At 71.1% G+C, this 23,710-nt stretch carries 17 protein-coding genes; 10 read left to right on the top strand and 7 right to left on the bottom strand.

The genetic code is table 11. The features are described 5' to 3' along the window. Positions 1–176: 176 nt before the first annotated feature. Entirely contained in the window at positions 177–2,732 is a 2,556-nt protein-coding gene (locus ACFC1K_RS00565; protein ID WP_375869994.1) for a DEAD/DEAH box helicase, read from the top strand. Positions 2,733–2,978: 246 nt separating this feature from the next. Then, positions 2,979–4,412: a hypothetical protein gene (locus tag ACFC1K_RS00560; RefSeq protein ID WP_375869993.1), complete on the top strand. Its 1,434-nt coding sequence runs from the start codon at positions 2,979–2,981 to the stop codon at positions 4,410–4,412. Between the two features lie 216 nt (positions 4,413–4,628). On the opposite strand, the gene ACFC1K_RS00555 is transcribed toward ACFC1K_RS00560, so the two are convergent. After that, a complete protein-coding gene (locus ACFC1K_RS00555) occupies positions 4,629–5,564 on the bottom strand; it encodes an SDR family oxidoreductase (RefSeq protein ID WP_375869992.1) in 936 nt (311 codons plus the stop codon). A gap of 242 nt (positions 5,565–5,806) precedes the next feature. Between ACFC1K_RS00555 and ACFC1K_RS00550 the strand changes: the two genes are divergently transcribed. Then, on the top strand, positions 5,807–6,343 hold the full coding sequence (locus tag ACFC1K_RS00550; RefSeq protein WP_375869991.1) for a DUF1697 domain-containing protein: 537 nt from the start codon (positions 5,807–5,809) through the stop codon (positions 6,341–6,343). Positions 6,344–6,560: 217 nt separating this feature from the next. Further along, positions 6,561–8,549: a DNA helicase RecQ gene (gene recQ, locus ACFC1K_RS00545; RefSeq protein ID WP_375869990.1), complete on the top strand. Its 1,989-nt coding sequence runs from the start codon at positions 6,561–6,563 to the stop codon at positions 8,547–8,549. Between the two features lie 131 nt (positions 8,550–8,680). On the opposite strand, the gene ACFC1K_RS00540 is transcribed toward recQ, so the two are convergent. Then, positions 8,681–9,958 carry a TetR/AcrR family transcriptional regulator gene (locus tag ACFC1K_RS00540; protein ID WP_375869989.1) on the bottom strand — a complete coding sequence of 426 codons (1,278 nt, stop codon included), beginning with the start codon at positions 9,956–9,958 and terminating at the stop codon, positions 8,681–8,683. A 153-nt stretch (positions 9,959–10,111) separates the two neighbouring features. On the opposite strand from ACFC1K_RS00540, the gene ACFC1K_RS00535 reads away from it, so the two are divergent. Both ACFC1K_RS00535 and ACFC1K_RS00530 read left to right on the top strand, forming a co-directional pair. After that, the gene (locus ACFC1K_RS00535; RefSeq protein ID WP_375869988.1) at positions 10,112–11,413 is read left to right on the top strand and encodes an MFS transporter; all 1,302 of its coding nucleotides are present in this window, start codon (positions 10,112–10,114) and stop codon (positions 11,411–11,413) included. Continuing rightward, a complete protein-coding gene (locus tag ACFC1K_RS00530) occupies positions 11,413–13,206 on the top strand; it encodes a glycoside hydrolase family 3 protein (RefSeq protein ID WP_375869987.1) in 1,794 nt (597 codons plus the stop codon). Before ACFC1K_RS00535 ends, ACFC1K_RS00530 begins: the two co-directional genes overlap by 1 nt. Positions 13,207–13,357: 151 nt before the next feature. Here ACFC1K_RS00530 and ACFC1K_RS00525 read toward each other — a convergent pair whose 3' ends face one another. Further along, the gene (locus tag ACFC1K_RS00525) at positions 13,358–14,251 is read right to left on the bottom strand and encodes a universal stress protein (RefSeq protein WP_375869986.1); all 894 of its coding nucleotides are present in this window, start codon (positions 14,249–14,251) and stop codon (positions 13,358–13,360) included. Next, positions 14,248–15,726, bottom strand: a complete 1,479-nt coding sequence (locus ACFC1K_RS00520) for an amino acid permease (protein ID WP_310287559.1) — start codon at positions 15,724–15,726, stop codon at positions 14,248–14,250. Before ACFC1K_RS00520 ends, ACFC1K_RS00525 begins: the two co-directional genes overlap by 4 nt. A gap of 168 nt (positions 15,727–15,894) precedes the next feature. Here ACFC1K_RS00520 and ddaH point away from each other — a divergent pair, with 168 nt between their 5' ends. Together ddaH and ACFC1K_RS00510 are read left to right on the top strand one after the other, a co-directional pair. Next, a complete protein-coding gene (gene ddaH, locus ACFC1K_RS00515) occupies positions 15,895–16,659 on the top strand; it encodes a dimethylargininase (protein WP_375869985.1) in 765 nt (254 codons plus the stop codon). Between the two features lie 57 nt (positions 16,660–16,716). Further along, positions 16,717–18,450, top strand: coding sequence for a formate--tetrahydrofolate ligase (locus ACFC1K_RS00510; RefSeq protein ID WP_375869984.1), 1,734 nt, complete (start codon positions 16,717–16,719; stop codon positions 18,448–18,450). Between the two features lie 18 nt (positions 18,451–18,468). Here ACFC1K_RS00510 and ACFC1K_RS00505 read toward each other — a convergent pair whose 3' ends face one another. Further along, positions 18,469–19,743, bottom strand: a complete 1,275-nt coding sequence (locus ACFC1K_RS00505; RefSeq protein WP_375869983.1) for a GNAT family N-acetyltransferase — start codon at positions 19,741–19,743, stop codon at positions 18,469–18,471. Further along, on the bottom strand, positions 19,743–20,099 hold the full coding sequence (locus ACFC1K_RS00500) for a VOC family protein (RefSeq protein ID WP_310287568.1): 357 nt from the start codon (positions 20,097–20,099) through the stop codon (positions 19,743–19,745). Before ACFC1K_RS00500 ends, ACFC1K_RS00505 begins: the two co-directional genes overlap by 1 nt. Before the next feature lie 220 nt (positions 20,100–20,319). Here ACFC1K_RS00500 and ACFC1K_RS00495 point away from each other — a divergent pair, with 220 nt between their 5' ends. Continuing rightward, the gene (locus ACFC1K_RS00495; protein ID WP_375869982.1) at positions 20,320–22,425 is read left to right on the top strand and encodes an acyl-CoA dehydrogenase; all 2,106 of its coding nucleotides are present in this window, start codon (positions 20,320–20,322) and stop codon (positions 22,423–22,425) included. A 120-nt stretch (positions 22,426–22,545) separates the two neighbouring features. Here the strand turns inward: ACFC1K_RS00495 and ACFC1K_RS00490 are convergent, their stop codons facing one another. Further along, entirely contained in the window at positions 22,546–22,953 is a 408-nt protein-coding gene (locus ACFC1K_RS00490) for a glucose-6-phosphate dehydrogenase (RefSeq protein ID WP_375869981.1), read from the bottom strand. 155 nt (positions 22,954–23,108) lie between these two features. On the opposite strand from ACFC1K_RS00490, the gene ACFC1K_RS00485 reads away from it, so the two are divergent. Beyond that, entirely contained in the window at positions 23,109–23,681 is a 573-nt protein-coding gene (locus tag ACFC1K_RS00485; RefSeq protein ID WP_375869980.1) for a DNA-3-methyladenine glycosylase I, read from the top strand. Positions 23,682–23,710: the final 29 nt, after the last annotated feature.

Raw genomic sequence — 23,710 nt, 5'->3', positions numbered from 1 at the left:
CGAGGGATGACGGATGCCGCGGCCCGCGGCATCCGTCATCCCGACGTGCGTGGAAGCGCCGAGGGGCGGTGGCGACCGTCAGGACGGACGGATGTCCCCACCTCCTCTCCGCGCATCGCTCCGCGCTGCGCGGAGCCTCGGGGTGCGTGGGCCCAGCGGCCTGGCAGACTCGGACCGTGACGCTTCTCGAGACCATCAGTGCCGCGGCCGAGGCCTCGGGTGCGCCCGCGGGTGCGCCCGACGCCGACGCGCTGTACGACGCGTTCGTGGAGTGGGCGGGGGATCAGGGCTTCGCGCTGTACCCGGCGCAGGACGAGGCGGTCATCGAGATCGTGTCGGGCTCGCACGTGATCCTGTCGACGCCGACGGGCACGGGCAAGTCGCTGGTGGCGGTCGCGGCCCACGCGGCGTGCGTCGCCCGTGGCGGTCGCACCTACTACACCGCGCCGATCAAGGCGCTCGTGAGCGAGAAGTTCTTCGCACTCGTCGAGATCTTCGGTGCCGCGAACGTCGGCATGGTGACCGGCGATTCGTCCGTGAATCCGGATGCCCCGATCGTGTGCTGCACCGCGGAGATCCTCGCGAACCTCTCGCTGCGGCAGGGCGAGGATGCCGCGGTCGACCAGGTCGTGATGGACGAGTTCCACTACTACGGCGACCCCGATCGCGGGTGGGCCTGGCAGGTGCCGCTGCTGCTCCTGCCGCGTGCGCAGTTCGTGCTCATGTCGGCGACGCTCGGTGACGTCACGACGATCGCCGAGGACCTCGAGCGTCGCACCGGTCGCACGGTCTCACGCATCACCGGTGTCGAGCGTCCGGTGCCGCTGCACTTCTCCTACGCGCGCACGCCCGCGCACGAGACCGTCGAGGAGCTGCTGCAGACCGGCGAGGCGCCGGTGTACATCGTGCACTTCTCGCAGGCCGCCGCGATGGAGCGGGCGCAGGCGCTGTCGTCGATCAAGATCGTCTCCCGCGAGCAGCGCGACGCGATCGCCGAGGCGATCGGCGGCTTCCGCTTCACGACCGCGTTCGGCCGCACCCTCTCGCGCTACGTGCGCGCGGGCATCGGCGTGCACCACGCCGGCATGCTGCCGCGCTACCGCCGGCTCGTCGAGACGCTCGCGCAGCGAGGGCTGCTCCGAGTCATCTGCGGCACCGACACCCTCGGCGTCGGCATCAACGTGCCGATCCGCACCGTGCTCATCACGGCGCTGTCGAAGTTCGACGGCACGAAGATGCGCCAGCTCTCCGCGCGCGAGTTCCACCAGGTCGCCGGTCGCGCGGGCCGCGCCGGCTACGACACCTCCGGCACCGTCGTCGTGATGGCGCCGGAGTGGGAGATCGACAACGAGGCCGCGCTCCGCAAGGCCGGCGACGACCCCGCCAAGCGGAAGAAGATCGTGCGCAAGAAGGCGCCGACGGGCGTCGTCAACTGGGGCCTCGGATCGTTCGAGCGCCTTGTCGAGGCGGAGCCCGAACCCCTCGTGCCGCAGCTGCAGCTCACCGCCGCGATGCTCATCAACGTCATCGCGCGCGGCGGCGACGTGTTCACGAATGTGCGCAGCCTCGTGTTCGACAACCACGAGCCGCGCGGCCGGCGGTACGAGCTCGCGCGGCGCGCGATCGCGATCTTCCGGACGCTGCTGACCGCCGACGTCGTGGAGATCGACCGCTCGGCGGGTCCGGATGCCTCGGGGCCCAGCATCCGTCTCACCGTCGATCTGCAGCCCAACTTCGCGCTGAACCAGCCGCTGTCGCCGTTCGCGCTCGCCGCGATCGAGCTGCTCGACCCCGACGACACGGCGGGGGCCGCGGGGACGGGGCATTACGCGCTCGATGTCGTGAGCGTCATCGAGGCGACGCTCGACGACCCGCGGCCGATCCTGTCGCAGCAGGAGTTCAAGGCGCGCGGCGAGGCCGTCGCCGCGATGAAAGCCGACGGCATCGAGTACGACGAGCGCATGGCTCTGCTCGAAGAGGTCAGCTATCCGAAGCCGCTCGAGGAGCTGCTCGCGCAGTCCTACGAGGTGTTCGCGTCGAGCCAGCCGTGGGTGCGCGACTTCGAGCTGTCGCCCAAGTCGGTCGTGCGCGACATGTTCGAGCGGGCGCTGTCGTTCTCGGAGCTGATCTCGCTGTACCAGCTCGCCCGCAGCGAGGGCCTGGTGCTGCGGTACCTCTCGGACGCGTACCGCGCGGTGCGCCAGACCGTTCCGGCCGAGGCGCAGACCGACGATCTGCACGACCTGGTCGCGTGGCTCGGCGAGGTCGTTCGACAGGTCGACTCGAGCCTCGTCGACGAGTGGGAGGCGCTGATCAACCCCGTCGACGACCCGTCGGCGCCGGTGGTTCCGCCCGCCCCGCCGTCGGTGCTCACCAACCGCCGCGCGTTCGGCGTGCTGGTGCGCAACGAGCTGTTCCGGAGGGTGCAGCTCGCCGCGCGGCAGGGCGACGAGGAGCTCGTCGAGCTCGACCCCGAGGTGGACTGGCCGGCAGTGCTCGACGCCTACTTCGACGACCACGACGAGATCCTGACGGGAGGCGCGGCCCGGTCGCCGCGACTCGTGACCATGGACGAGACGGATGCCGCGGAGTCGGGGCTCTGGCGCGTGGAGCAGACGATCGACGACCCGGCGGGCGATCACGACTGGCGCATCCGCGGCGTGGTGGACCTCGCGGCGTCGGAGGAGGCGGGCACCGCGGTGGTGCGGGTGACCGAGGTCGTGCGGCTGTAGCCCGAACGCGTCGATTGTGCCTATCGCACAACGAAACTCAGTCTCAGAGCATGTGAAACTGGGTTCCTTCGACGACGACCGTGTGCCTGACGCGCGCCGTTCATACACTGCACTCGCGACAGCAGGCCGGACCCCTCCGACGAAGGCGGGATCCGACACCCTGCCGCTGTGTCGCCGCGCGGCCGGATCACCGGTCGTCGACGTCCACCGCGCCTACCCCCCAGGCGCTGAACCGGAGTGCTCTCAATGACGAGAACAGAAACCCACACCCACGGCGTCGGCATGCGTGTCGCCGTCATCGTGCTCAGCGTGGCCCTCGCGGCCATGATCCTGCTCTACTTCGTGACGACGTGGCAGATCGCGAGCGGATCGACGAAGCTCGCGGACGGCGCCGGCCAGGCGCACGAGGGCTCGACCGAGCTCGCCGCGGGCGCGTCCGAGCTCGCGGCCGGCGCCGGTGACCTCGCCGCCGGCGCGTCGGAGCTCGACGACGGTGCGGCGTCCGCCAGCGCCGGCGCCGCGCGCCTCGCGAACGGCGCCTCATCGGCCGACGCGGGCGCGCAGTCGCTCGCAACCGGAGCGGCCAGCCTGCAGTCGGGCGCGCAGTCACTCGCGAGCGGAGTCGGCACGCTCGGCACCGGCACGCGCTCGGCGGCGGCCGGGGCCACGAGCCTGGCCGCCGGCGCGAGCCAGGCTGCAGACGGCGCGACGCGGCTGGCGGCGGGCGCGCAGACCCTCGCGACGGGCGTCGGCGCCGCGCACAAGATCTCCGGCGACCTTCTGGCCGGAGCGACCACGATGCGCGACAAGCTCGCTCCGGCGGTCACCGACGACGTGAAGGCGCTGGCTGCCGGCAAGGAGCTGATCCAGGGGGCCGCGGCAGGTGCCCCGGTGAACTCGCAGAAGCTCGCCGACGCTCTCGCGGCGCTCGCCGCGGCGGACCCCACCGAGCAGATGAAGCAGCTCAGTGCTCTCGCCGCGGGGCTCGACAAGCAGGTGGACGGCATCGCCGGCGCCGCGGGCGCGGCTCCGCTGCTGGCGGCCGGCGTCATCGACGCCTCGGGCGGCGCGCAGCAGCTCGCCGGCGGGCTGAACGCGCTCGTCAACGGCGACCAGGCCCAGGGATGGCCCGGAACCGCCGGCCTCGCCGACCCCGCGAAGGGTGCGCCCTTCCTCGCCGCGAACGCTCAGTCGCTGAGCGCGGGGACCGGGCAGGTGCGCGACGGCGCGGCCTCGCTCGCGGCCGGCACCCAGTCGCTCGTGAGCGGTGTCGCCCGGCTGGACGCGGGGTCGCAGAACCTGAGCGGCGGGGCGACGTCGCTCTCCGAGGGCGCGGCGACGCTCGCGGCCGGAACGGACGCGCTGTCGTCCGGCGCCACGGACCTGTCAGCGGGCGCGACCGCGCTCTCCGAGGGCGCCGGCACGCTGGCCGCGGGGTCGCAGCAGCTCGCGGACGGCAGCGACACGCTCTCCGCGGGTGCGACCGCGCTCGCCGACGGCAGCGGCCAGGTCGCCGACGGCTCCGGCACGCTGGCCGCGGCAACCGCTGCGACGACCCCGAACGTGCTGCCCTGGATGCTCGGACTCGCACTCGCCGGGCTCATCGCCCTCGGGTTCTGGATCGGCCACCGCGTCAGCCACCGCGGGCGCGTCGCCGGCGCGGAGACCGCGCTGGCCTGAGCCGGACGGACTCGCGAAGACGGGAGACGGCTGCCCGCAGCATCCCGTCTCCCGTCTTCGCGGCCCGAGCGCCCGTTCGGGGGTCACGACACGCGGTGCCGGTGAGTCCACGCCGCGTGTTGCGCCACCTCAGCTGCGCGGCCACGGCCGCTCGGGGGTCACGACACGCGGCATCGGTCGGTCGGTGCCGCGTGTCGTGCCACCCCAGCGCTCGCGTCAGCCGAGCCCGAGTCCGCCGTCGGTCGACAGCACCTGGCCCACGACCCACGCACCGTCGGGCGTCGCGAGCCAGCCGAGGAGCCGCGCGGGGTCGGCGGGCTCGCCGTAACGGCCGAACGGCGTCGACCGCATCCATTCCGCGATCTCATCGAGCGGCCGGTCGGTCGTCTCGGGGTCGAGATAGCCGGTGTTGACCGGCCCCGGATCGATCGTGTTGAGGATGATGCCGAGGTCGAGCAGCTCGGCCGCCACCGTCTTCGTGACGCCCGCGAGCGCCGCCTTGCTCGCCGCGTAGGCGACCTCGCCGCGCATGGGGCCGTGGATCTGACCCGACGTCATCCAGAACACGCGCCCGGTCGGCTCGGAGAACGGCCCCCGCCGCTCGACGCGCTCGCCCGGTCTCGCGGCGGGGCCGTCGCCCGCGTGCAGTGCCGCGAACTCGCGCGTCAGCAGCAGCGTCGACCGTGTGTTGGTCTGCCAGAAGGCGTCGAGCCGCTCGGCCGTCATGTCGAGGATCGACCCGTCGTCGCCCGACTGCGCGTGGTTGCAGACCAGGATGTCGAGCCGCCCGGTCAGCGCCCGAGCGGCTTCGATGACGAGGGCGACGGTCCCCGCGCCCCCTCCAGGCGCCGCTGACGCGTCGCCCGGAGCCTCCGGGCGCGTGGGCCCAGCTGCGTCCCGGAGGTCCGCGCTGATGTCGCCGAGCTGCGCGCCCGGCGCGAGCTCCGCTCGCAGACCCTCGCGCACGGCGTCGAGGTCGTCGCCGCCCCACGGCAGGCGTGTGTCGTGTGGGCGGTAGTGGTGGAAGAAGACATCGGCGCCGAGGCGCGCGAACTGGGCGGCGACGGCGAAGCCGATGCCGCGCCGGCGCGAGACACCGGTGACGAGGGCGGTCTTGCCCGTGAGTGGCAGGGACGACGAGGAGGGGAACATGCGATGCCTTTCGAGGACGCCGGGTCGCGGCATCCGTTTCTGCGTCCATGCGGAGCGCGACGGACGGGATGGTGACGGAGACGGGGTCACAGGCATTGCATGCGAAGAGGCTAGCGGATCGCCTGAGCCGGGGCCCGGTAGCTGCTGCTCTTTCCTACGACTGCTGCGTCGCGCGACGCAGCAGTCGCAGGGAACTGCAGCGGTCGCGCACGGGGAGCGGCGTTGTCGGGAATGATGGCGTCATGCCGACCTACGTGGCGTTCCTGCGGGCCATCAACCTCGGGGCGAACCGGAAGTTCCCGAAGGCCGACATCGTGCGGGCGGTCGAGGGGGTCGGGTTCACCGACGTCGAGACGCACATCAACACCGGCAACGTGCGGTTCACGACGCCGATGCGCTCGCGGGCGAAGATCGAGAAGGCGCTCGAGGACGCCTTCGCCGCCGACCGGGGGTTCGACGTCCCGACGATGGTGTTCACGACCGCCGAGCTTGCGGCGATCGCCCGTGACGCCGTCGTCCTCACCGCGGGCCGCCACGGCCTGGAGCGCCACTACGTGTATCTGCTGAAGGAAACGCTGCCGGCCGACACGGTCGCCGAGATCGAGGGGCTGACGACGGATGCCGGCGAGATGGTCGTGCGCGGCCGGGTCGCGCACGCGCTGCTCGGCCCGGGCTACCAGGCCGGAACCGTCGATCCGCTCCGCGCGGCGAAGCTGCTCGGCGTCGCGACCAACCGGAACGTGAACGTCATCACGACGCTCGCGGAGAAGTGGTGCTGAGCTCGGGGTGCTGTGGCTTCACACGCTCCTCAATCGAGGACCAGGGCCGGAATGCGGACCCGACCCCGGCGCGCCGCTCCTCGTCTCGGCCCCGATCCTCAATTGAGGATGCCGAGCGGCTCCTCCACATGACCCCGGGAAATGGGTTCGGCCCGGGTTGTGCACCGGGGAGGGTGCGCGGGGGACCGCGTCGGATCCCGCGGCTACCCTGGGACGGGTGACAATCCCCCAGGGCGACCCGTACGCCGACCTCGCGTGGGAGCCCGAGTTCGCTCCTCCGCCCGACGATTCGTGGGCGCCGCCGGAGGACGGATGGATGCCGCCACCCGACCCCATAGCGGGCGGCTCGACATCGATCGACCCGTTCGCGGGAGCCGGCCCTCGCCGGGACTTCACGGGCGCCGACGCGGCCACCGTTCTGCGCGAGGTGTACGGCTACGACGCGTTCCGTGGTGAGCAGGGCGCGATCGTCGACCACGTGATCGCCGGCGGCGACGCCGTCGTGCTGATGCCCACCGGTGGCGGCAAGAGCGTCTGCTACCAGGTTCCGGCGCTCGCACGTCCGGGCACGGGGCTCGTCGTGAGCCCGCTCATCGCCCTCATGCATGACCAGGTCGACGCGCTCGTCGCCAACGGCGTGCGGGCCGCGTACCTCAACTCGACCCAGGCGCCGCCCGAGCGCGCGGCCGTCGAGCGCGCGTACCTCGCGGGCGAGCTCGACCTCCTCTACGTCGCCCCGGAGCGGCTCAACACCGAGACGACGCTGCGGTTCCTCGCGCGCGGACAGCTCAGCGTCATCGCGATCGACGAGGCGCACTGCGTGTCGCAGTGGGGCCACGACTTCCGCCCCGACTACCTGGCGTTGGGCGCCCTCGCCGAGCGGTTCCCCGGGGTGCCACGCCTGGCTCTCACCGCGACGGCGACCCCCGCGACGCACCGCGAGATGACCGAGCGGCTGCAGCTGCCGCAGGCGCGCCACTTCGTCTCGAGCTTCGACCGGCCGAACATCCAGTACCGCATCGAGGCCAAGTCCGACCCGCGGCGCCAGCTCGTCGCCTTCATCCGGTCACAGGGGTCCGGCGCGGCGGGCATCGTCTACGCGCTCAGCCGCAAGTCCGTGGAGCAGACGGCCGAGTTCCTCTCGGCGCAGGGCGTCGACGCGCTCCCGTACCACGCGGGCCTTCCCGCCGAGACGCGTGCCGCGAACCAGTCCCGGTTCCTCCGCGAGGACGGCGTCGTCATGGTCGCGACGATCGCCTTCGGCATGGGCATCGACAAACCCGACGTCCGTTTCGTGGCGCACATCGACCTGCCGAAGTCCGTCGAGGGCTACTACCAGGAGACAGGCCGAGCGGGCCGCGACGGCGAGGCCTCCGTCGCGTGGATGGCCTACGGACTCGGCGACGTGGTGCAGCAGCGTCGCATGATCGACCAGTCGCCCGGCGACCGTGCCTTCAAGACCCGGCTGGGCCAGCACCTCGACGCCATGCTGGGCCTCTGCGAGACGGTCGGATGCCGCCGCCAGAACCTGCTCGCCTACTTCGGCGAACCCTCCGGCCCGTGCGGCAACTGCGACACCTGCCTCGAGGCGCCCGACACGTGGGACGGACTCGTCCCCGCGCAGAAGCTCCTCTCGACGATCGTGCGTCTGCAGCGCGAGCGCGGCCAGGCGTTCGGCGCCGGTCACCTCGTCGACATCCTGCGCGGCGCATCGACCGACCGCATCCGGCAGCAGGGGCACGACCAGCTCTCGACGTACGGGCTGGGCGCCGATCTCAGCGATCAGGACTGGCGCAGTGTGATCCGCCAGCTGCTGGCCCGCGGCATCCTCGTCGCCCGCGGCGAGTACGGCACGCTCGCGCTCGGGGAGCCCGCCGCGGGCGTGCTGCGCGGCGAGACGCCGGTGCCGTTGCGTCGCGACGTGATGGGCCGCTCCGGCGGCGTCGCGCGCGTGCGCAAGACCACCGCTCCCGAGACGCTCGACCCCGCGAACGCCGGTCTCTTCGAGGCGCTCCGCGCGTGGCGCGCCGGTGTCGCGAAAGAGCTCGGCGTACCGGCCTACATCGTGTTCGGCGACGCGACCCTGCGCGCCCTCGCCGAGCGCCGGCCCGAGAGCCTCGCCGACCTCGACGGCGTCTCGGGCATCGGCGCCAAGAAGCGCGAGGCCTACGGCGAGGCCGTGCTCGCGGTGGTCGCCGCGGCCTGATTCGTGGTCCGTCGGTCGCGGACCCCGATCAGATCATGTGCTCTCGCCGAGAACACACGTCGTACGCGCTGACAACGTGTGGCCTCGGCGAGAGCACACGATGTGAACGCCCCGCCGCCTGACGCCGGCGCCTACCCGGAGCGCGGCAGCACGTCGTCGAGGTGCGCGGTCAGCTGGGCGGCCACGTCGACGGACGAACGGTCGTAGAGCCACTGGTACTGGAGGCCGTCCCAGAGCGCGGTGAGCCAGAGGGCCTCGAACTCGGGGTCGCGGTGAGAGGGGAGGTCGCCGTCCTCCTGGGCGGCGCGGAACAGCGCGGTGAAGTGGTCCACCACCCCGCGGAGGCGCTCCTCGAAGTAGACGTGCGCGGGGTGGTCTGCGGGCACGGCCTCGCACGAGAGCACGGCGTAGACCTCGATGAGGCCCGGGGCTGTCGCGGCGTTGACGGTCGCGCCGCGGGGGAGGCCGCGCAGCTCCTCGACCGCCCGGTCGGCGGGAACGTAGTCCGCGCGCGACTCGATCTGCTGGTCGCGGTGGCTCAGCACCGCGCTCAGCAGGTCCTCCTTCGATCCGAAGTAGTGCAGCAGCGTCGACTTCGAGACACCGACCCGCTCGGCGATGTCGCGCAGGCTGGTGTCGCCGTAGCCCTCCTCGGCGAAGAGAGCCGTGGCGCCGTCGACGATGAGCGCGCGGCGCTCGCGGCCGACGCGATAGCCCGAGGGCGCAGCATCCGTTGACGCGAAGGAGGGCATCGGGGGCACCGGCGCCGCCGTCGCGGCGGGTGGGGGATCGTCGGCGTCGCGCCAGCCCACGGGCAGTGCGAGCGACGCCTCGTACGTCTCGAGGGTCTCGGCGATGTCGACCTGCGCGGGGAGGTACTGCGCGAGCAGCTGGAGCCCGTCCCACGCGGCGGCGATGCGCACGGCCTCGCCGCGCGGGTCGCGATCCGCCGAGACGGTGTCCTGCGTGATCGCCTCGTCGATGGCGTCGGCCGACAGCTCGCGCAGGCGCGCGTACCGGTCGCGCATGATCTCGTGCGCGGGATGGCGGGGAGTGGATGCCTCGCCCGTGAGCGCGGCGAAGAGCGCCAGGTATCCGGGCACGGTCTCGTTGCGCCGCGCGAGCTCGCTGTAGGCGAGGGCGCCGGGGTCCTCGGCCGCCATGCGCTCGAGGAGCTCGGTCTCGTTGTCGCGCTCGAACAGGCCGACCACGGCGGCGAGCAGCTCGTCCTTCGTGGCGAAGTGGCGGAGCAGACCGGGATGGCTGATGCCGGCGGCGGTCGCGATGTCGCGGAGCGACGTGGCGCGGTACCCCCGGGTGACGAACGCGTCGTGCGCCGCGGCGACGATCGCGGCGCGGGTCCGCTCGGTGCGGGCAGTGCGCACGGTACCGGGTGCGGTCGTCGTCACGTCGTCACCGCCTCCCCGCGCTCGCCTGCGCCCATCCTATCCTCGTCGATTACCACGCGGTCGAATTTCAGTTACCAAATGGTCGGGTTTCATGTACGCTCGTGCCTGGACGCGCGTCGGAGTCGACCGCGTCGCACCCGAGAAAGGACTCCGATGACAGAGATGTCGCCCGCCGCGACGGTTGCCGCCGCCGGCACCACCGGCTTCAAGGCCCCGGGCACGACGCCTGAGAAGACTCCCCGGGGCTACACCCCCGGCCTCGCCGCGGTGAACTTCGGCGTCTATCTCGCGCTGCTGACCCCGGTGCTCGTCTCGATGGCCTTCAAGGTCGAGCACATCTCGCCCGATGGCACCGCCACCGCCAACCTCGGCCTCATCATGGGCGTCGGCGCGCTGTTCGCGCTCATCGCCAACCCGCTCGCCGGCCGCCTGTCCGACCGCACGACCTCCCGCTTCGGCATGCGCCGCCCCTGGATCCTCGGTGGCACCCTCGTCGGCCTCGGAGGCTTCGCCCTCATCGGCATCGCGGAGTCCGTGTGGGTCGTGCTCATCGCCTGGTGCCTCGTGCAGACCTCGATGAATGCCGTGCTCGCCGCGGCCAACGCGACGCTCCCCGACCAGGTGCCGGTCACCGGCCGCGGCAAGGTGTCGGGCATCGTGGGGCTCACCACGCCGCTCGGCATCCTCGCCGGCTCGTTCCTCGTCAACTTCCTGTCGGACGACTTCGCCCGCTTCGTCGTGCCGGCGGCCATCGCCACCGTCCTCGCGGTGCTCTTCGTCCTCGTGCTGAAGGACCGCCGCCTCGACCACAAGCCCGCGCAGAGGTTCACGATCGGCCAGTTCTTCGGCTCGTTCGTCTTCAACCCCGCCAAGCACCCGGACTTCGGCTGGACCTGGCTCACCAAGTTCCTCGTGATGTTCGGCTACGCGGGCATCGCGACATTCCTGCCCTTCTACCTCACCGAGAAGTTCGGCCTCGACGAGCAGACCGCGATCACGACGATCCTCATCGCCAACCTCGCGTCGATGGTCGCGATGGCCATCTCGGGCCCGCTCGGCGGCGTGCTCTCCGACAAGATCGGCAAGCGCCGCCCGTTCGTCGCCATCGCCGGCGTCATCATGGTCGTCGGCCTCGTGACCCTCGCCTTCGCCCCGAGCATCGCCGTCGTCCTCATCGCCCAGGCGATCATCGGCTTCGGCGCCGGCTCGTTCATGTCGGTCGACCTGGCCCTCGCGACCGAGGTGCTGCCCAACCGCGAGGACACCGCGAAGGACCTCGGCGTGCTCAACATCGCCAACGCGCTGCCGCAGTCGATCGCCCCCGCCATCGCCCCGGGCATCATCGCCCTCGGCGCGACCACCGCCCTCGGCGGCTACACCGTGTACTACCTCTTCGGCGCGCTCGTGTCCCTCGCCGGCGCCGTGCTCGTCTACCGCATCAAGGGAGTGAAGTGATGACCGACATTCTGACAACGGATGCCGCTACCCCGGCCGCACCGGAGAACCGGCCCTGGCTCGATGCGAGCCTGCCCGTTGAGCAGCGCGTCGAACTGCTCCTCGCCGAGATGACGGTGGAGGAGAAGGCCGGCCTCTTCTTCCAGACGATGATCGTCATGGGCGAGGGCGGCGAGCTCTCCGAGGGCGACTCCGCGTTCGGCATCCCGGCCAACCGCGAGTACGTGGTCGGCCGCCACATGAACCACTTCAACCTGCTGGGCGTCGCGCCCAAGGCCAGTGACATCGCGGCCTGGCACAACAAGCTGCAGGAGCTCGCGGCATCCACTCGTCTCGGCATCCCGGTGTCGATCTCGACCGATCCGCGCCACTCGTTCAGCGACAACCCGGGCGCCGCGATGTTCGCCGGCCCGTTCTCGCAGTGGCCCGAGCCCCTCGGTCTCGCGGCGACGCGTGACGCGGACCTGGTGCAGCGCTTCGGCGACATCGCGCGCCAGGAGTACACGGCCGTCGGCATCCGCGTGGCTCTGCACCCGCAGGTCGACCTCGCGACCGAGTCGCGGTGGGCACGCCAGCTGCAGACGTTCGGCGAGGACGCTGCGCTCGCGGGCGAGCTGGGCGCGGCGTACGTGCGCGGCTTCCAGGGCTCCGCGTTCGGTCCCGGCTCGGTGAGCACGATGACCAAGCACTTCCCGGGCGGCGGCCCCCAGAAGGACGGCGAGGACCCGCACTTCGACTACGGCCGCGAGCAGGTCTACCCCGGCGGGCAGTTCGAGCTGCACCTCAAGCCGTTCGAGGAGATCTTCGCCGCGGGTGGCCGCCAGATCATGCCGTATTACGGCATGCCGGTCGGCACCGAGTACGAAGAGGTCGGCTTCGGCTTCAACAAGGGCGTGCTCACGGGACTGCTGCGCGAGCGCTTCGGCTTCGACGGCATCGTCTGCACCGACTGGGGCCTCGTCACCGACCAGCCGATCATGGGCACGGACTTCGCCGCCCGTGCGTGGGGCGTGGAGCACCTGACGCCCGCCGAGCGCATGGTGAAGATCCTCGACGCCGGCGCCGACCAGTTCGGCGGCGAGCACGACCCGTCCCTGCTCCTCGGCCTCGTGAGCGACGGCAGCGTGAGCGAGGAGCGCCTCGACGTCTCCGCCCGCCGCCTGCTGCGCGAGAAGTTCGAGCTCGGCCTGTTCGAGAACCCGTACGTCGACGTCGAGGCGGCCGACGCCATCGTCGGCTCGGCGGAGTTCCGCGCCGCGGGCGAGGCCGCGCAGCGCGCCTCGATCGCCGTGCTGTTGAACGACGGAGCGCTGCCGCTGCGCCGCGGCCTGAAGCTCTACGTCGAGGGCATCGCGCCCGAGGCGGCGGCTCGCTACGGCGAGATCGTCGAGACGCCGGAGGAAGCGGATGCTGCGATCCTGCGTCTGCAGGCACCCTACGAGCAGCGCGCCTCGATGTTCGAGAACTTCTTCCACGCGGGGTCGCTCGACTTCCCCGAGGACGTCGTCGCCCATGTGCGCGCGGTGTCGTCGGTCGTGCCGACGGTCGTGGACGTGTTCCTCGATCGCCCCGCGATCCTCGGCCCGATCGTCGAGGCCGCGAGCGCCGTCACCGCGAATTGGGGAGCGAATGCCGATGCACTGCTCGAGGTGCTGACCGGCGGATCCCCGGCGACCGGCAAGCTGCCGTTCGACGTGCCGAGCTCGATGGCGGCCGTGGAGGCGTCGCGCCCCGACGTGCCCTTCGACACCGCCGACCCGCTGTACCGCTTCGGCCACGGCCTTTCGCTCTAGCCGGCTGAGACGGGGGATGCTGCGCTGCGAGCTCGCGGCGCAGCATCCCTTCGTCGTTTCGCCGCGCACAGAATCGGAGACTGTGCCCGACGCGCGGGCTCGGGATGCTGTGACCCGGTGTGTCGCCGAAAGTCTCCGAATCTGTGCCGGGCTACGCGCCGGTCCCCGGCACGACGACGACGGGCACCGGGGCGTTGCGCAGGATCTTCGACGCGCTGGAGCCCAGGAACACCTGGGCCAGGCGGTGCGTCGACGACGACCCCACGACCATGACGTCGCCCTCGGTCCAGCCGACCGACGACACCGCCGTGCCCCAGTCGCCGGCGGCGGCGATGCCGTACTCGAGCTCGTCGTCCGAGAATCCCAGCGTCTTCAGGTGCGCTGCCGCCTCCTGTAGCGCGGCGGCGGCCTGCACGCCCCACAGCTCGATGACCTGCGTCTGCGCGTGGCTGATGTCGGTGGTGACGGGCCGGCGCGCCGGGTTCACGAGGAACGTCACGAGGCGCATGCGCGCCGACGCGAGCCTGCTGAACTCCGCGACGCGGTTCAGCAGTGACCAGCTGGCGTCGTCGTCGCGGAAGCCGACGGTCACCCTCGTGACCGCGCTCGTCGTGCGGAAGCTCCGCGGAGCGATGGCCACCGGCAGGGGCGAGGAGTGGACGAGGCGGTCGGTCTTCGAGGTCAGCCGCACGCGCCCGGGCTCCGCCTCCTCGGCGGATCCCACCACGATCATCCGCGCGTCTCGCGCCACGGCCTGCTCGATCAGGGTCGCGGGTGCCGACCTGCCGGCGACCCACACCGCCTCAGCGGGGATCCCGGGGTGGTGGGCGAAGTCCGACAGGGCGAGCTCCGCACTCAGCCTGCCTTCGCCCGCTGTCCACTCCTCGTACTCGCGGTCGACGCCGCCGGCGAGAGGGGTTCCCCACCCCTGCGGCACGACCGACACCGCCACGACCGGCTCGGGATGCGAGCGGGCGAACTGGAACGCGAGTTCGATCGCGCTGCGATCGTCGCCTCGCGGTCCGTAGCCGACGAGGTACGTCACGTCTCGTCCTCGGGATGGATCGGCTCGGCGATCTGCTCTTCCGAGGTGTAGTCGTTCAGCGTCGCGTGCTTTCGGCCGTAGAACCAGTAGTAGAGCAGCACGATCGCGATCCAGGTGCCGAAGATCACCCAGGTGATGGCGGCCAGCCCCGACAGGATGTAGACGCACGCGGCGATGGTGAGGATCGGCACCACGGGGTAGAGCGGCACGCGGAAGGGGCGCTCGAGATCAGGTTTCGTGCGCCGCAGCACGATGACGGCGAGCGCGACCACGCTGAACGCCATCAGCGTGCCGATCGAGACGGTGTCCCACAGGTAGTCGGACGGGACGAAGCCGGCGATGATCGCGACGATCGTCGAGACGACCACCGTGTTGTAGATCGGCGTCATCGTCTTGGCGTTGACGTGGAGGAACTTCCGCGGGACGAGCCCGTCGCGAGAGATCGAGAACAGGATGCGGGTCTGCCCGTACAGCGTGACCAGCGTCACCGAGAAGATCGAGATGACTGCGCCGGCCGCCAGGATCGTGCCCCAGATCGGGTTGCCCGTGATGTTCTCCAGGATCTGGGCGAGGCCCGCCTCACCGGCCTCCTCGGTCGAGTAGAACTCGACCGGCTCGGCCGCGAGCCCCGCGATCGCGACCAGGATGTACACCGTCGAGACGATGATGAGGGCGCCGATGATCGCCCGCGGGAGTGCCTTCTGCGGGTTGCGCACCTCCTCGCCCGCCGTCGCGACGGCGTCGAGGCCGATGAACGAGAAGAAGATGGTCCCTGCTGCGGCGCTGATGCCGGCGGCGCCGAACGCGAAGAAGTTCTCGAAGTGGTCGGCGTTGAACGCGGTGAAGCCGAGGACGATGAACAGTGCCAGCACCCCGAGCTTGATCAGCACCATGATCGTGTTCACCGTGGCCGACTCGGCAACCCCTCGGATGAGGAGCAGACAGCACAGGCCCACGAGGACGACGGCCGGCAGGTTGATGATGCCGCCGGTCGCCGCGCCATCGGATCCGGGGATGAACGACACCGACAGGGCATCCGGCAGCCGGAATCCGAGCGTGTTCTCGAGCAGTTCGTTGAAATAGCCGCTCCAGCCCACCGCGACCGCCGAGACGGCGACGCCGTACTCGAGCAGCACGCAGCCCGCGATGATCACCGCCCAGATCTCGCCCAGCGCGTGGTACGTGTACGAGTAGGTGGAGCCGCTCACGGGGATCGCCGACGCGAGCTCGGCGTAGCACAGCGCCGAGAGGCCGGCGCAGATCGCGGCGACGATGAACGAGATGATCACCGCGGGGCCCGCCTCGGGGATCGACTCGCTCAGCACGAAGAAGATCCCGGTGCCGACGGTCGCGCCGACGCCGAACATCATGAGTTGGAAGGTGCCGATGTTCCGGGCGAGCTCCTCGCCCTTGTGGTGCTTCTGCTGGATGACGATGGGCTTGCGCCGAAAGAGCTGTTCGCCGAGTGCGGCCATGTCGGACTCCCCACGGGGTGGCCGGGCCACCTCGCCCGGAGTGCCCCCAAGTCTGGTGCGCGAGGCGGATCGGGCATAGGCCCGCACGCCCGACCGCCGTCTGGGATCACAGACGGCGAAGGGGGAACGGATGCTGCCGCCCGGGGTCGCGGCGGTAGCCTTGCGCCCATGCCGCGCCTTCTCGTCCGCCGTCCATCGCCCCGTCTCGCGGAGGGCGAGCTCACCCATATCGCGCGCGTGCCCGTCGATGCCGCGCTCGCGCAGCGTCAGTGGGAGTCGTACGTCGACGTGTTCCGGCAGCGTGGCTGGGACGTCGTCGAGGTCGCCCCGGCCGACGAGCACGCCGACGGCGTGTTCATCGAGGACGCGGTCGTCATGTTCGCCGACCTCGCGGTGCTCACGAGCCCGGGGGCGGAGTCCCGCCGGGGCGAGATCGCCTCGACGCGGTCGACGCTCGAGGGTGCCGGCATCCCGTATCGCGCCATCGAGCTGCCGGGCACGCTCGACGGCGGCGACGTGCTCAAGATCGGGCGCACGGTGTACGTCGGGCGGACACTGCGAACGAACGACGAAGGGATCACGCAGCTGCGCGACCTGCTCGCGCCGCGCGGCTGGAGCGTCGTCGGCGTGCCCGTCTCGAAGGTGCTGCACCTCAAAAGCGGCGTGACCGCGCTTCCCGACGACACGGTCGTCGGGTTCGAGCCGCTCGTCGACGACCCGGCCGCCTACCCGGACTTCCTGGCGGTGCCCGAGGAGCACGGCACCGCCGTCGTCGTGCTCGACGACGCCACCGTGCTCATGTCGGCCGACGCTCCCGAGACCGCCGAGCTCTACCGGTCACGTGGGCTCGAGGTCATCACCACGCCGATCACGGAGTTCGAGAAGCTCGAGGGCTGCGTGACGTGCCTCTCGGTGCGCGTCCGCGACGAGTGAGCGCGACCCGCATAGGCTGACGGAGGCGGGCGACGAGGCCCGCAACGGGGAGCGAGCGTGGCCACGAGCAACATCGAGATCGCACAGCAGGCCGAACTCTGGCCGATCACCCGGATCGCCGAGGGACTCGGCATCCCTGAAGAGGAACTCGAGCCGTATGGCCGGTTCAAGGCCAAGGTGTCGTTGCGGCACCTGCGGACGCTCCAGGAGGAGCCTCGCGGGCGGCTCGTGCTGATGACCGCCGTGTCGCCCACCCCCGCGGGCGAGGGCAAGACGACGACCACCGTGGGCCTCGGCGACGCGCTCACCCGCATCGGCGAGCGGGCGATGATCTGCCTGCGCGAGCCCGCGCTCGGGCCGGTGTTCGGCATGAAGGGCGGTGCCGCGGGCGGCGGGTACGCGCAGGTCGTGCCGATGGAGGACATCAATCTCCACTTCACGGGCGACTTCTCGGCCATCGCGATCGCGACGAACCTGCTCGCGGCGCTCATCGACAACCACGTGCACCACGGCAACGCCCTCGGCATCGACGTGCGTCGCGTGACCTGGCGGCGCGTGCTCGACGTCAACGACCGGGCCCTCCGCGACGCCGTGATCGGCCTCGGCGGTCCATCGAACGGCTACCCCCGCGAGGACGGCTTCGACATCGTCGTGGCGAGCGAGGTGATGGCGATCTTCTGCCTCGCCACCGACCTCGCCGACCTCAAGGAGCGGCTCGGCGAGATCGTCGTCGCCTACACCCGCGACCGCACGCCGATCCGCGCCCGCGACCTGCAGGCGCACGGGGCCATGGCCGCGATCCTGCGCGACGCGCTCGCGCCGAACCTCGTGCAGACGCTCGAGCACACGCCGGCGTTCGTGCACGGCGGACCGTTCGCGAACATCGCGCACGGCTGCAACTCGTACCTCGCGACCGACTCCGCGCTGCGGATGGCCGACTACGTCGTCACCGAGGCGGGCTTCGGCGCCGACCTCGGCGCCGAGAAGTTCGTCGACATCCTCTGCCGGACGACAGGCCTCCGCCCCGACGTCGCGGTGGTCGTCGCCACGGTGCGCGCCATGAAGTTCCACGGCGGTGTCGAGGTCGCCGACCTCCCGCAAGAGAACGTCGCCGCCCTCGAGCACGGCACCGCCAACCTCCTGCGGCACCTGAAGACCCTCCGTGAGACGTGGGGCATCCCGACGGTGGTCGCGATCAACCATCGCGCGGAGGACACGGATGCTGAGACCGCGGCGCTCATCGCGGCCGCCGAGTCCGTCGGGGTCACGGCCGTGGTGGCGAGGCATTTCGCCGACGGCGGCGCGGGGGCTGCGGACCTGGCGCGCGAGGTCGTGCGGCTGTGCGACGAACGGGCCGCCCTTCGACAAGCTCAGGGACCGGCCGCAGCGCAGGGACCTGATGCTGAGCCTGTCGATGCGCTGCACTTCACGTACCCGGATGACGCGACGCTGTGGCGCAAGATGAGCGCGATCGCAACGCGCATCTATGGGGCGTCCGAGATCACCGCGTCGACCGCCGTCCGCGCGCAGATCAAGCGCCTGCAGGACGAGGGCTACGGCGGCTACCCGGTGTGCGTCGCGAAGACGCAGTACTCGTTCTCGACCGACGCGAAGCTGCGCGGAGCGCCGACGGGCCACGTCGTCGACATCCGCGAGGTGCGCCTCGCCGCCGGCGCGCGGTTCGTCGTGATGATCTGCGGCGACATCATGACGATGCCCGGGCTGCCGGCGAAGCCCGCCGCGAACAGCATCGACGTCGACGACGAGGGGCGCATCGTCGGGCTCTTCTGAGGCCGGGGTGCCCGGTGGTCAGAGCGGCGGGAACGTGCGCACCCGCTCGACGCGGAGCGTGTGGGGGAGCGCCGCGGTGTCGCGGACGCCGTCGGCGCGCGGAAGCTCGTAGAGGTCGAGCATGAGCTGCACGGGGTAGTCCATCGTCTGATGCACGGTCTTCACCCAGCGGTGGTCGATGAAGAACCGCACCGCGTCGGGCGTCCACTCGACGGCGTAGTCATGCATCTCCGTGAGATCGCCCTCGACACGGACCTTCTCGAAGTCGTCGCGCAGGCGCGGATCGTGCTGGCGCTTGACCCCGACACCGACCCACCCGCCTTCATCGTCGATCTCGCTGCCGAAGATCTCGGCGATGCAGATCTCGCCGGAGTCCTCCGGCCGGTCCTCGAACCCGATCGGCCAGAACGCCACCATCGCGTCGGGGTGGCGCACCGCGGCCATGCGGACCTCGATCACACCGAACCGGGGGAGGTGGAGCCGGCGCTCCGGCTGCTCCTCGCGCACCACCAGGCCGTCGCGGAAGCGGTGCTGCCCGATCGACCCGCCCCGCGCGCCGGCGAACTGGCCAGTCTGGATGTGCGAGACGCGGTTGTCGCCGTCGAACTCCGGCGACCACGGCGCGGTGTCGGCGTCGATGAAGAGCTCGAGCGCGTCGGGCGCGATGGAGTAGCGGGCGGCGGTGCGCTCGCGCGACGACCAGTGCGGCAGGTAGTGCGGCCACCACACCTTCTCGTCGAGCACGCCCTCGCCGAACCGCTCCTCGAGGTCGGCCTCGCGGCCGTCGAGGTCGAGCGGCGACATGTCGAGCACCCAGACGTTGAACGACAGCTCACGGCCGTGCCACGGCTCCGTCCTCGACCCACGGTGCTCGAACCCGGCTGCGCGGCACAGTGCGTTCGACGCGGGATTGTCGACGCCGGGGTAGGCGACCAGAAGGCTGCGATCGTGCCGATCTGCGACCTCGCGCACGACCAGCCCCAGCGCCGCGTGCGCGAGACCCCGCCCCTGCCACTCGGAGAACACGTTCCAACCCGCCTCCCACGCGGGTTCGCCGTCGTGGTCGACCTGCCAGTACCCGATGCCGCCGACCGGCGTGCCATCGAGCTCGATGCGGTACATGGCGGCTTCGCCCGTGCGCATCAGGTTCATGTAGCGCTCCTGGCGCTCGACCAGCTGCTCAGGCGTCTCCGGTCCGCCGAGATGCGCCATCATCTCCGGCGTGTTGGCGCGCTCGAGCAGCGGCAGGTCGCCCGCCGCCCACGGGGCGAGGGTCACGGCTGCCTCGGTCATCAGCGATCGGTGACGAGGATGGTGTTCCCGTCGGGGTCTGTCGCGGTGAAGAAGAGGCAGCGGTCGGGGTCGCCGAGCTCGTCGCTCGGGTGCGCCCCGAGCCGCGCGAGGCGCTCGTGGACGGAGGCGAAATCGTCGACGCGGAAGTTGCACGTCGCCCACGGCAGGCCGGGTTCGACGTGGATGCCGCTCTTGGGGCCCATCAGCGTCACCTGTCCGTGCGAGCCCGCGAGCACGCTCGAGGCGTCGCTCTCTTCGACGACGCCGAGGCCGAACGCATCGGCGTACCAGTGCGCGCTCGCTCGCGGATCGTGCACGGGGATGAACGCGGTCGTGATCGCCGTCGGCGGGCTCATGACCCGAGCCTAGGCCTCGCCGCGGACGTACGCGCGGTCCTGCCCGAACACCCCCGACACGGCGTCCGGAGGCGCCCCGGCTGTGCGTCTCGCACAACGCATCCGTCACCCGTGTCGCTCCGGCCTTGTGGACATTCACCAGAGGCTTTGAGAGGACGTTGTCGGAGTCCTACGGTCGAAGGGAACTTGATCCTTCCCGTCGCACCGAGAGGTGATGCACATGGCTGACGCCGCCGTCCGCACCAAGAAGCCCGCCGTCCACAAGAACACGCCCGCCGGAGGAGCCCCGACCGCTCCGCACACCGCGGCCGAGGCATCCGATCCCCGTATCGACATCGCTGCGGTCACCGATCTGCTGCTCGGCACGTGGGGCGCGACCCGCCGTGAGGCCCGCGAGATGATCAAGGACCCCGCGTTCTGGCGCATCGAAGGGCAGTCGATGCCCGAGCACCGCGAGCGCGTGCTGACGCAGCTGCACCTGCTCGTCGAGCACGGCGGCTCGCGCCGGGCGATGCCCGAGAAGTTCGGCGGCATCAACGACAACGGCGCGAACCTCGCCGGCTTCCAGGAGCTCGTGCTCGCCGACCCCAGCCTGCAGATCAAGTCCGGCGTGCAGTGGGGTCTGTTCGGCTCGGCCGTCTTCCAGCTCGGCACCGAGAAGCACCACGACAAGTGGATGCCGGGCATCACCGACCTCTCGATCCCGGGTGCGTTCGCGATGACCGAGACCGGACACGGCTCGGATGTCGCGTCCATCGGCACGACCGCGACCTACGACCCCGAGACCGAGGAGTTCGTGATCCACACGCCGTTCCGCGGCGCGTACAAGGACTACCTCGGCAACGCGGCGCTGCACGGCAAGGCCGCGACGGTGTTCGCACAGCTCATCACGGGCGGCGTCAACTACGGCGTGCACTGCTTCTTCGTGCCGATCCGCGACGACGAGGGCGCGATGCTCCCGGGCATCATCAGCGAGGACGACGGCGTCAAGGGCGGCCTCAACGGCATCGACAACGGCCGGCTCGCGTTCGACCAGGTGCGGGTGCCCCGCTTCAACCTGCTCGACCGCTACGGCCAGGTCGCCGCCGACGGCTCGTACACCTCCGACATCCCGACGCCCGGCCGCCGCTTCTTCACGATGCTCGGCGCGCTCGTGCAGGGCCGCGTGTCGCTCGACGGCGCCGCGACCACCGGCACCGCGCTCGCCCTCCACATCGCGCTCACCTATGCCAACCAGCGCCGCCAGTTCGACTCGGGCGCCGGCACCGAAGAGGTCGTGCTGCTCGACTACGGCAAGCACCAGCGGCGCCTGCTGCCGCTCCTCGCGCAGAACTACGCCCAGTTCTTCAGCCACGACGAGCTCCTCAAGAAGTTCGACGCGGTCTTCTCGGGCCGCACCGACACCCCCGAGGAGCGCGAGGACCTCGAGACCCTCGCGGCGGCGCTCAAACCGCTGTCGACGTGGAACGCGCTGAGCACGATCCAGGAGGCCCGCGAGGCCTGCGGCGGCTCCGGCTTCCTCGCCGAGAACCGCATGGTCGGCCTCCACCAGGACCTCGACGTCTACGTCACCTTCGAGGGCGACAACAACGTCCTGCTCCAGCTGGTCGGCAAGCGACTCCTGTCGGACTATGCCAAGCAGTTCAAGGGGGCGGATGCTGCGAAGCTGGCCCGCTTCGCCGTCGGCCAGACCGCGGGCAAGGTGTTCCACGGCGCCGGCCTGCGCCAGTTCGGGCAGACGGTGACCGACTTCGGCTCGACCGCGCGCTCGATCGAGCTGGGCCTGCGCACCGACCAGCAGCACGAGCTGCTCGCCGGCCGGGTGCAGCAGATGGTGGCGGATGTCGCGACCGCCCTGCGTCCCGCGTCGAAGCTGTCGCCGGCCGAGGCCGCCGCCCTGTTCAACAGCCACCAGGCGGAACTCATCGAAGCCGCCCGCGCGCACGGCGAGCTGCTGCAGTGGGAGGCCTTCACCGACGGTGTGAACCGCGTCTCGGACGAGGGCACCAAGCAGGTGCTGACGTGGCTGCGCGACCTGTTCGGGCTGCACCTCATCGAGAAGCACCTTGCCTGGTACATCATCAACGGCCGGCTCTCGACCCAGCGCGCGGCATCCGTCTCCCGCTACATCGATCGTCTCGCGGCGCGGCTGCGTCCGCACGCGCAGGATCTCGTCGACGCCTACGGCTTCGCGCCCGAGCACGTGCGCGCACCCATCGCGTCGGGCGCCGAGCGCAAGCGCCAGGACGAGGCGCGCGAGTACTACCGCGCGCTCGCCGCGTCGGGCGCGGCGCCGGTGTCGGAGAAGTCGCTCAAGAAGAAGTGACGGCGCGGCTCACCGTGCGACCCGGCGTCCTCAGCTGAGGAGCGGAGCCGGGATGCGGGCTGGGCTGTGCCGACAGCTCCGCATCTCGGCAACGATCCTCAATCGAGGATCGGCCTCGGGTCAGGAAGCGGACCAGCCGCAGTTGCCGCACTCGCCGGTCGCGGAGACCTCGATGAAGCAGTTCGGGCACATCGCGCGCACGCGCTCGGGGACGACCGGCTTGGCGACGCGGCGTTCGGCGGCGGCCCGAGGAGACGACGACTTCGCGCGTGCCGCCGGCGCGGCTGCCACCGGCTGCGGGACGATCGCGGCGGCGGGGACGTGGTACGCGCAGTAGAAGCGGACGTAGCCGTCGTGGTTCTTGGGGTGCCGGTGCTTGTACGCCCACAGCTCGGTGCGCGGCAGCAGCTCCGACTCGGGGCCGCACGAGAAGCAGCGCGTCGGCTCGCCCGGGACCACGTCTGCGAGGAGTACGGGGTTCTCGAAGGGGACCGAGTCCCGCCAATCCGCCGATGCGACGATCTTCATGGTCCTGCCTCCCAGCTGCGCGGACCCGAACAGCCCGACATTCCAAGGTAAGCGACGGAGGCGGCATCCGGGAATCGAGCGGATGTCGGGCGGCTGAACGCGGGCCGCCGCGGGCTCGGGAGACCGACGTCGGCGGGGGAGCCTAGGCTGGCGCGGTGAGCACCGACGTCCGCCTCGGCGCCGACGGCCGCGCGCGCTGCGCGTGGGTCGGCGACGACTCCGAGTACACCCGCTACCACGACGACGAGTGGGGGGTGCCGCTGCACGGCGACCGCGCGCTCTTCGAGAAGATGAGCCTCGAGGGGTTCCAAGCGGGGTTGTCGTGGATCACGATCCTCCGCAAGCGCCCGCGGTTCCGCGAGGTGTTCGCGGGGTTCGACCCCGAGGTCGTGGCGGCGTTCGGCGAGGACGACATCGCGCGATTGATGACGGATGCCGGGATCATCCGCAATCGCGCGAAGATCGAGGCCACGATCTCCAATGCGCGGCTGGTGCTCGACCTCGAGCCCGGTGAGCTCGACGCGTTCATGTGGTCCTTCGCGCCGGCGGACCATCGGCGCCCGGCGACGTTCGCCGAGGTGCCCGCGATCACCGTCGAGGCCGAGGCGATGAGTAAGGCGCTGCGGGGGCGCGGATTCCGCTTCGTCGGGCCGACCACGATGTACGCGCTCATGCAGTCCGCCGGCATGGTGGACGACCACGTCGACGGGTGCTGGCGCGTCGGCTGACGCCCGAGGAACAACGAGCGCACCCCATG

It is taken from the genome of Microbacterium sp. NPDC056057, from assembly GCF_042266945.1.
GTDB lineage: Bacteria > Actinomycetota > Actinomycetes > Actinomycetales > Microbacteriaceae > Microbacterium > Microbacterium trichothecenolyticum_C.
Note: the sequence above shows the minus strand (reverse complement) of the source record. Positions and strands in the feature narration are given on the sequence as shown.